The sequence below is a fragment of the Autumnicola edwardsiae genome (assembly GCF_031846505.1).
GTDB lineage: Bacteria > Bacteroidota > Bacteroidia > Flavobacteriales > Flavobacteriaceae > Autumnicola > Autumnicola edwardsiae.
The window spans coordinates 1-10,070 of the sequence record NZ_JAVRHP010000108.1; the positions used below are offsets into that span (position 1 = coordinate 1).

The window sequence follows — 10,070 nt, forward strand, 5'->3', positions numbered from 1 at the left end:
AAGAGGAAAAGAGCGAAGGGAGAAAAAGCACAAATAAAAGAGGGTGAAAATTGGCAATTTTCGATCTTCAGCTAAATTTTAAAGCTTATAAATTCGATTGTACTTAGATTGTTACTGAAAAAACATAGCCATCGCGGGAACCAAAACAAGTGATACTATAATAGATAATGTTATCAATAAAGCAGAATCTTTTTCTTCAGAACCTAACATGGAAGCGAACACCGTTAATGTAGCAGCAATAGGAAAAAGCGGAATTAAAGAATATACGCTTCTTTCCTGCGGATTAAGAAGATCAAAAAGAAAATATTCAGCAGCCAGAAGCACGCCAGCTATTAATATTGCGCTGCCCGTTCTTACACCAAGTATTTTTGAAAAATAGGAAAAATCCAGATTTTTAAAATTTATCGTTGTAATATTCATCCCCAGAAGCGTCATCCCGGCAGCCGAGACAATTACCCCCAGTACATCAAGAACCGGAGTAAAGAATTCGGGAAGTTCATAATTAAACAACTTGAGTCCAATTGCGAGCAAAAAGGCATAAATAAATGGAACTTTAAGAGCTTCTTTAATAGATTTTTTTGTTCCGAATTTAGATTTTGCCACCATAGTATAACCAATGGTATAACCAAATAAACCTGTACCTATATAGATACAAATTAAGGTAGTGACGGCATCCTGATCAAAAATGGCTTTTACGGTAGGAATTCCGAAGAAAAGCACATTAAAAAAGGAGAAACCACTTATTAACAATGGCTTATCCAGTCCACCAAATTTTTTAAAAGTCCATATTGCCGGAAAAGTAACAAAGAAAGCCAGGCTAAAAGACATGGTGGCCAGGATCACGAGGTTGAACATTTCGGTTTCTAAAACGTGATCTATAAGCAGGAGCGGAATAAGCACAAAGAGCAATGGTTTATGAATATACTCCTTTGGCACGAGCTTCTTCCGCTTTAAAAAATATCCAACGGGAATACATAATAAGTAAGGCAGTAAACTTGAATATAGTTTAAGAAAAATCTCCATCCTGTTTTACTTTAAAAATAATTTCACTTACCAATCTGCTGATTGTCCTCACATTAAACCACATGGCATCCACATCCAGTAAAAAGCCGTTTGCCAAATGCCCCACTGCATACATATTACCACCGGCTTTTCCTGAAATTACCTGCATACTACGCGGGTTAATCACGGCGCCACCGGCAGGATAAGATCGCAAATAGTCTTTTTCCAAAAGTGCGTGGATAAGATCATTATCCATACCCTTAAGACTGGATGATGTTCCTGTGGCATTAATGAGTTTCTTTACATAATGCACGCCGTTTTTGGCAGTTTCAATTTTGAATTCCTGCTCTTCCTGGTGGAATTCTATATTCGTGTTCTTCGGAATCACTTTTAATTGCCCGCTTTCAAACAGAGACAACAATTTTTTTGCATTGTGCAGGGGCATGGCATGACGATTTGCCGACCAATGGCTGCCAAGCCATTTTTTAAACAATTTCTTTTGATGAAGAGACATCCAGCCCCAGATGTCAGAGGCATCATACCGGAGAGAATAGGTGGCATTTAAAAGATGGTCGCCTCCGCCTTCAGCCGCAGTAATGTCATATTCAAGAAAATCCTTAGCCGGGCCGGCGGATCTGTCCAGTTTTTTCCAATCCAGTTCCTTTCCTTCGGCTGCTTCTACATCTTTTATATATAATCTGAAAAGGTCCTTAACACGTGGGTGGTGCATTTTGGTCCTGGTCATTTTATGAATATTGCCAAGCGTGAGGTATTTCCTTGTAAAAGTATTATTTTCAGAAGGTTGCACGCGAGGTAAGATCCCAAAAGGGGAAAACATTTTAATTTCTCCGGTGTGCCCATTATCCACAAGCGTCATTACAGTATCTACTGCACTAAGGCTACTGCCCAGGATACCCACCGTTTCATCTTTATTAACTCTGTTTTTTATCCGGTTTGAAGGCCAGGGAAAATCTATATAGGATTTGGTACTGCGGAGCTCCTTAAATTTATTGGTCTTTGGTGTTCCCGGAGCTAACAAGATATAATCTGCCGTAATTGTTTCTGAAGATTTTAGAATTATAGTAAATTTATTTTCGTTCTCCCGATCGATATCTACAGCTTCATCATTGATCAGTTTTATTTTTACGTTGTGTTCTCTAGCCTTCTGAATATAATTTTCAAGTTGTTCCGATACATAATTTCCGTAGAAAATGCGGCTGGTATATGCTGAAGATAGGCTTCCTTCTGCCTTAACTTCATTTCTGTTACCATCTTTTATTTTTATCCACTCAGCGAAATGCCCGGGTTCATTTGCATAAATCCCCATCAACTCTGCCTGGGTATTGAGAAAATGTGATTTTTGCCGGGTGCCAAAAGCAAGTCCGTAACCAAAGTGTTTCCGACGTTCTATAAGCGTGATACTCAATTTTTCCTGAAGGTCAAGACTGCAAATTTCGATGACCAACTCTATAAAAGCGGCTGCGCCACATGCCCCACCCCCAATGATTGTAAGGTTCTTCATTTAAAACAGATCTGTTAATGGTTAACAATGGCTATAAAGTAAGGAACAGGGAATAAAAAATGTAAAGATTAGGATTTATTTAATAGAAAGTGCAGGTAATTGGCTGTTCTCCGCTGGGATCAATTCAGAAAAGCTCGTAGTCAAAAATTTGCGTTCCCATTATGCCAAATCAAATATAAAGAAAAAACTGGTTCTCTATTTGCAGAACTAAAAAAACTTATTATCTTTGCATTCAAAATCAGAAGAGGATGGAGCGTTTAGAACTTACAGAGAAACAAAAGGAATTAGTTGAAGCCTATGGAGTAATCCAGGAGAACATGGGTTTAAATCCTGCATCGGCCAGGGTGAATGCGCTCCTTACTGTTTCTAATAAAACCGATCTTAGTTTCGACGAAATCCGTGATACCCTGGGATTAAGTAAAAGTGCAGTAAGTAACGCTTTAAATAATCTCCTTTCCCTGCAACATATAGGTTATAAGACCAAGATGGGGGAACGTAAACGTTACTTCTTCTCAAAGCTTGGACAGTGGAAAACTAAATTTCGCAAAGATATTGCAGACCTTGTAAACTATAATAACCTTCTGAAAGAAATTCTAAAGGAGCGTTCTGATGAAAACCCGGATTTTAATAAAAATATTGAAGAACTTGCTGCATTTATGGATTATTTTATGGAAGAAAGCATTAAAATAATAGATAACTGGGAAAAGAAGTAAAATTTTTTAACCTATTTAGTTCTTTTATTTATGAACTAATCCTTATACACAAAACTTAAAAAACTACTTATACTTTTTAAACATGCAATTATGATCATACACCCCCAAACAACCATTCAAAGAATTTTTCACAATCTCCTCTTTCTATAATGCAATTTTATGAACCCGCAGGTTCGCTTTAAAACCAGAAATATGAAATATTTTTTTCTTGCAGCTATTTGTCTGTTAAGTCTAAATGCTTTTGCCCAGGAATCTTATCAATTGTCAGTGGAAGAAGCTGTTCGCTACGCTATTCAGAACAATCCAGATCTAAACAAGTCACGGATAGATGAGCAGATAGTCCAGGAACAGATCCAGGAGGTTAAAGGGAGAGCACTTCCACAAATAAACGGATCGGCTCAATTTACCGATAATTATTCCCTTGCAGAACAACAATTGCCCGCTGAAATTGTAGGCGGGGAACCAGGCACCACCATTGGTGTGGCCTTCGGGAACCGCTATGCCGTGACTGCCGGGGTAAATGTACAACAGGAATTGCTGAATTTCCAGCTATTTAATTCGGTAAGGGCCGCTAAAGCCTTAGAAGAACTAAGGAGTTTGCAAACACTTCAATCTACTGAAGATCTAATTATAAATACGGTGCAAATCTATGTCCAGGTCCAAATTACCGAAAAGCAGGTTGAGTTGCTTCAGGAGAACTTTAACCGTACTAAAAGCCTGGTAGATCTTTCAGAATTAAAATATGAAGAGGGCATTATAAAAAAACTGGATGTTAACCAGCTTAGAGTTAACCTTACCAATTTGGAAACTCAAATAGAGGATGCAAAGTATAACCGGAATGAACAGTTACGTTTATTAAAAATATATTTGAATCTTCCTATGGAAACAGAATTGGTACTTTCTGAAAAACTGGAAGAAAGGGATCCTTATCCCATTATGAATGAATTGATTCTTTCTTCAAATATTCAGTATCAACAACTTCAACAGCAATTAGAATTATCTGAAATTGATGAAGACCAGGTAAAAGCTGAGTACCTACCTTCATTAAGCGCATTCTTTAATTACAACTATCTTGGTAATACCAATGAATTTCAATTTTCAGGAGCCCCATATGTAGATCAATTCAACGGTACCTGGGGGATTTCAGCTTCCATTCCAATTTTTGATGGTTTTCAACGCAGAAACAGGCTGCAACAAAGAGAACTGGAAACTAGAAAACTTCAGGAAGATCAAGAAAGTCTGATAAAAAATATCGAGAAGAACTACCTGGATTCCAAAGAGCAAATTTTATTGAGTCAGGTTCAAATTGAAAACCAAAATGAGAATATGGAGCTGGCCCAGGAAAACTATGATGGGATCAAATTATCATACAACGAAGGTGTCGCCGATCTAACGGAATTATTAGATGCAGAATTTGCTCTGCGCCAGGCACAATCCAATTATCTGAATGCTTTGCTACAAAGCAGAGTAGCTGAAGTTAACTTACTTAGAACAAGCGGTCAATTATCTCAACTTATTACAAATCCAAACTAGAAAATGAAAACTAAGAATATCGTAATCATCGTTACCATAATCCTCGTAGGAATTATTGCTTATGTATTGTTCCAGAACAAACAGGAAATGAACATCGAGGCCAGTACAGAACCGGAAGAATTCGCCATTCCCGTACAGGTGGCACAGGTAAAACAGGAAACGCTTTCTACAGCATTAACGGCTACCGGCGAGTTTAAAGGTTGGGAAGAGGTGACTTTAGTAGCAGAATCTCAGGGAAGCATACAAACCCTGAATGCTGAGGAAGGACAGCAAATTAAAAAAGGGCAGATCATCGCCAAAATTGAAGCGGTTTCGCTTAATTCACAACTGGCCAGTGCACGTTCTGCTTTTTCTAAAGCAGAAAAAGATGTAGAACGTTATGAAAGGTTGGAGCAGGTGGGAGCTGTAAGCCAAAGTCAGTTAGAAGAAGCCCGCATTCAAAGAGAAAATACCCGCTCTAATATTGCGCAAATTCAGCAACAATTGGGTTTTACCACGGTTAAATCACCTATAGATGGTGTAGTGAATTCACTAATGGTAGAAGAAACAAGTTTTGTACTGCCCGGGAATGAAATAGCCCAGATTGTCCAAATTGACCGGTTAAAGGTGGAGCTTCAAATTTCAGAAACCAATTTAGCACAAATTTCAGAAGATCAAAAAGTGACAATTAAAACGGATGTTTTTCCGCTCAAAACCTTTGAAGGTACTGTTCAGAATATTAGTGTTAAGGCTGACGAATCTCAAAAGTTTAAAGTGACCATAGTTGTTGAAAATCCTGATAATACATCTTTAAGAGCAGGTATGTTTGCTACAGTTATTTTTGAAGAACTGGCCAGCAGTCAGGAGACGGCAACCACTATACCCCGTAACGCCATAGTTGGAAGTTTACAAACTCCACAGGTATTTGTTGTAAAGGACAGCGTAGCTCTTCTTAAAGAAATTCAAACAGGGGCCGTTATTGATAATAAAGTAGTGGTGCTGGGTGGCCTGGAAGAGGGCACACAAGTGGTAACTAAAGGAATTATCAATCTCACCGACGGGACCAAGGTGAAAATTACAAATAAGTAAACTATGAGTATTACTGAATTATCCGTAAAGAGGCCTACGCTAGCCGTGGTGGTATATACAATAATAGCTTTGGTTGGTATCATTAGTTATACCAGCCTTGGTTATGAACTTTTACCAAAGATCACCTCACCACAAATTTCTATAAGCACGGTATATCCGGGCGCTTCCCCCAGTGAGGTAGAAAATTCTGTTACTACAGATATAGAAGATGCCGTTAGTGCACTTGAAGGAGTTAAAAACATAACTTCTATCTCCCAGGAAGGTATTTCTATAGTTAATGTAGAATTACAATATAATGCAGATGTTGACCAGGCTTTGCAGGATGCACAGCGTAAGGTTAATAATATAGTGGGCGAACTTCCGGACCAGGTAAATCAACCAAGTGTAGATCAATTCTCGTTTGACGATTTACCAATTATGCGATTAGGGGTTTCATCTACAATGGATCCAACAGATTTTAATGATTTGGTGGAGAATGAAATAAAAGAACGGCTGTCCCGGGTTGAAGGCGTAGCACGGGTTGAAGTTATTGGAGGTAATGAGCGCGAAATACGCATAAATGTAGACAGAGACAGATTACGCTCCTATAACCTGGGCATTGAGCAAGTAACACAAGCCATAGCGACAGCAAATCTTGACTTCCCCACAGGGAATATAAAAGATGACAACCAGCAGGTGACGGTGCGGCTTGCCGGTAAATTTCAAAGTGTGGAGGACATTGCCAATCTTGACATTACTACCGGACAAAACGGTGGAACAGTAAAAGTAAAAGATGTTGCAGAGGTTTATGATACTACAAAGGAAATAGAGACCATTTCCAGAATAAACGGTATAAGCAGTATAGGCTTAACTATCACCAAACAATCTGATGGAAACACTGTACAGGTTGCCGATGATGTTAAGGCAGAGGTCATAGAAATTGAAGAGGAATATGCCGACCGTGACGTGCGAATAGCTGTTGCACAGGATACTTCAATCTTTACCCTCGAAGCTGCTGATGCTGTAATTTTTGACCTGATGCTCGCTGTTATACTGGTGGCGATCATTATGCTGTTCTTCCTGAGAAGCTGGAGGGATTCTATTATTGTAATGGTTTCTATTCCTACTTCTATCGTCGCCACTTTCATCGCTATGAATGTACTGGGTTACACGCTGAATTTGATGACCCTTCTTGGTCTATCCCTGGTGGTAGGAATTCTGGTAGATGATAGTATTGTGGTTCTTGAAGTAATACACAGCGAGATGGATAAAGGAAAGACCCGTATGGAAGCCGCCATTGCCAGTTGGAGAAAAATCGGACTATCTGTAATGTCTATAACTTTAGTACTTATCGCGGTTTTTATTCCTATTACTTTTGTTACCGGAATTATTGCCGATCTTTTAAAACAATTTTCTATAGTTGTAGCTTTTGCCACGGCCATTTCATTAGTGGTTTCATTTACGCTTACACCACTTCTGGCTTCCCGTTTTTCAAAAACCATAGACTTAAGAAGAGAGGTATTATGGCACCGTCCGCTTATAGCTTTTGATAACTTCTTAACCAGTGTAAACAAATTCTATCGCGATGCTTTGCAATATACGCTGGTGCGAAAAAGAGTTACGGCGTTTACCCTGCTCGCTATGGTAATAGCCTCTTTTAGCTTGTTGGTTTTCGGCTTTATAGGAAGCGAATTCGTAAAAGAAGGCGATACAGGAGAGTTTATTGTAGAACTTGAACTACCCAAAGATGCTACCATAGAGGAAACTAATCTGGCGACCCTGCAGGCAGAAGAAATATTACTTGATAACGATTTAATTACTTCCGTCTTTACAACCGTAGGTACCGGTACCGGCGGTGGTGGGAATTCTTCAAATATCGCGCAACTGAACGCCAAAATGCTTAGCTCTGACCAACGAATAATAACTTCACAGCAGTTTGCCCGGAATATAAAAATTCAGCTTACCAAACAAATTGATGGAGTTCGTTTTAAAACAGCTGCGGTTGGAATGGTAGGAGGTAGTACTGCCGGGCCAATTCAGGTTGTTGTAACCGGAAGTGATGTAGATAACGTAATGCAGGCAGCAAATGACGTAAAGCGCACCATTGAAGGAGTAAATAGTACCCGCGAGGTAGAATTATCTGTAGAAGGTGGTAATCCTGAAGTGGCTATTGAAGTAGACCGTGACCAAATGGCGCTTCTTAATCTTACGATGAGCACGGTGGGGAGTACGATGCAAACAGCTTTTGCAGGAAATACGACCTATCAATTCCGCGATGGTCAGAACGAATACGATATTAATATTCAATTAGATCAATTTAACCGAAGGAATATTGAAGATATCAGGAGACTCACCTTTCTAAATTCTCAGGGGCAGCTTATAGAGCTTCAGCAGTTTGCAGATATCAATCAAACCACCGGCCCTTCCAGACTGGAACGGGATAATAAACGAACCAGTGTTAATGTAGGAGCGCAGGTAGTAGGCCGTCCTGTTGGAACAGTTTCACAGGAAGTACAAACGGCTATTGAACAAATGGAGTTCCCCGAAGGTGTAACTTATGAAATGGGTGGTGATCTTGAGAGCCAGACAGAGGCTTTTGCAAGTCTGGGTCTTGCCCTGCTCATGTCCATTATTTTAGTTTACCTTATTATGGTGGCTCTTTACGAGAGTTATGCTTATCCCCTGGTGGTAATGTTCTCGGTGCCTACTGCACTTATTGGAGCTTTTCTCATTCTTGCATTGTTTAAAGAAAGTTTAGGAGTATTTACTTTCCTGGGACTTATTATGCTTGTAGGACTGGTGATTAAAAATGCCATTCTTATTGTAGATGCGGCAAATCAATATAAAGAGGAAGGCATAGAAAGTGTGGAAGCGGTTGTACGCGCAGGATTATCCAGGTTAAGGCCGATCCTTATGACCACCCTCGCAATGGTAATTGCGATGATTCCTATTGCATTTGCCGGAGGAGCAGGTTCTGCCTGGAAAAACGGTTTGGCCCTGGTACTTATGGGAGGCTTAATGAGTTCGCTCATTTTTACCGTAATTATTGTACCCGTAATGTATGTTGTAATTGATGTATGGAAGGGAGAAATTGAGAAGAAAAAAGCAAAAAAAGACGCAAGAAAAATAGATGAACTTGAAGTCGATTTTAGTGCATCGCATTAAAATTTATATAGTTCCAGGCCTTTCAGGTTTTTGGTTAAACATTCACAGTTTTTCCTGAAAGGTTTGAGAACTTCAAAAAATAGAGGAAATGTTTTATTACGATCATAATAAAGATCAAATACTTGAAGTAAATATTGGTGAGACTTATTCTGCCTCAGACCTTGAGAGGCTATTACTTTTTATTGATGCTTTATCGGAAAAATCATATTTAAAAGTGTCCTTTACAATTCATCCTTCGGTTAAAAATGAATTTTTAACTTGTTTGGATAGTTCGGTAGCTACGCCAACTTATCAATTTAATATTAATTAAGATATTTTATTATGACTGAATTCTGGAACACTTATCGCGAAGCCATAGTATTCGCCCTTGTAGTAATAGGTATCGTTTTAATTCTTTTAGCTCTTACAAAATTCTTACACAATTGGCTTGCAAAAAAAGCCAAAGAAAAATATCCCAACGAGGAGCCTACCACTATTAATCTGGTAAAGCGAGTATTAAATACCTTATGGATTATCCTTGGAATCGCTGCTCTTAGTTTTATCTTTATTTCTGAAGATAAATATGATGTTGCCACAAGAAATTTTGAGCTTATCCTCTACCTGGGATTTATTCTGATATTCACTATTGTAGGAGCCAGCATCGTGGAAACCTTATTTTCCCGGGCCATAAAAAAAACCACTGCTTCGGGTGGAGACCCCACCAGTTATAAATTTCTACGATATTTAAGTGTATTTGCGGTCTATTTCTTCGGAATTATCCTGGCGGCACTGGCCTTTCCTGCCTTGAGAGGAATAGCACAAACCGCCATTGGTGGTGCCGGTATCCTGGCAGTTGTGGTTGGGGTTGCCTCTCAGGAAGCACTTGCTAACCTCGTGGGAGGAGTGTTTATTATTTCTTTCAAACCCTTTCGGGTGGGAGATGTGATTAAAATTACTGACACTCTGGTAGGTACAGTAACCGATATTACCCTGAGACATACCATTATCAAAAACTACCAAAATAAGATGATCGTTATCCCTAATGCGATCATTAATAAAGAAAAAGTTACTAATTACGACCTGGAAGAAAAGAAAATTTGCCAATGGAT

At 39.1% G+C, this 10,070-nt stretch carries 8 protein-coding genes; 6 read left to right on the forward strand and 2 right to left on the reverse strand.

The window, feature by feature from the left end:
- Positions 1-111: 111 nt before the first annotated feature.
- Both RM529_RS14625 and RM529_RS14630 read right to left on the reverse strand, forming a co-directional pair.
- Positions 112-1,023 (reverse strand): AEC family transporter, encoded by a 912-nt coding sequence (locus RM529_RS14625; protein WP_311485494.1) that lies wholly within the window; start codon positions 1,021-1,023, stop codon positions 112-114.
- Positions 1,007-2,524 (reverse strand): FAD/NAD(P)-binding protein, encoded by a 1,518-nt coding sequence (locus RM529_RS14630; RefSeq protein WP_311485495.1) that lies wholly within the window; start codon positions 2,522-2,524, stop codon positions 1,007-1,009. The genes RM529_RS14625 and RM529_RS14630 overlap by 17 nt, the downstream gene beginning before the upstream one ends.
- Positions 2,525-2,772: 248 nt before the next feature.
- Here RM529_RS14630 and RM529_RS14635 point away from each other — a divergent pair, with 248 nt between their 5' ends.
- From RM529_RS14635 to RM529_RS14660, 6 genes are all read left to right on the forward strand, one after another.
- On the forward strand, positions 2,773-3,237 hold the full coding sequence (locus RM529_RS14635) for a GbsR/MarR family transcriptional regulator (protein WP_311485496.1): 465 nt from the start codon (positions 2,773-2,775) through the stop codon (positions 3,235-3,237).
- A 192-nt stretch (positions 3,238-3,429) separates the two neighbouring features.
- The gene (locus RM529_RS14640) at positions 3,430-4,770 is read left to right on the forward strand and encodes a TolC family protein (RefSeq protein WP_311485497.1); all 1,341 of its coding nucleotides are present in this window, start codon (positions 3,430-3,432) and stop codon (positions 4,768-4,770) included.
- A gap of 3 nt (positions 4,771-4,773) precedes the next feature.
- Complete coding sequence (locus RM529_RS14645) at positions 4,774-5,838, forward strand: efflux RND transporter periplasmic adaptor subunit (RefSeq protein WP_311485498.1); 1,065 nt, start codon at positions 4,774-4,776, stop codon at positions 5,836-5,838.
- A 3-nt stretch (positions 5,839-5,841) separates the two neighbouring features.
- On the forward strand, positions 5,842-8,982 hold the full coding sequence (locus tag RM529_RS14650) for an efflux RND transporter permease subunit (protein WP_311485499.1): 3,141 nt from the start codon (positions 5,842-5,844) through the stop codon (positions 8,980-8,982).
- Between the two features lie 88 nt (positions 8,983-9,070).
- Entirely contained in the window at positions 9,071-9,292 is a 222-nt protein-coding gene (locus RM529_RS14655) for a hypothetical protein (RefSeq protein ID WP_311485500.1), read from the forward strand.
- An 11-nt stretch (positions 9,293-9,303) separates the two neighbouring features.
- Positions 9,304-10,070, forward strand: a 767-nt coding sequence (locus RM529_RS14660; protein WP_311485501.1) for a mechanosensitive ion channel family protein, incomplete at its 3' end; no start/stop codon positions are given.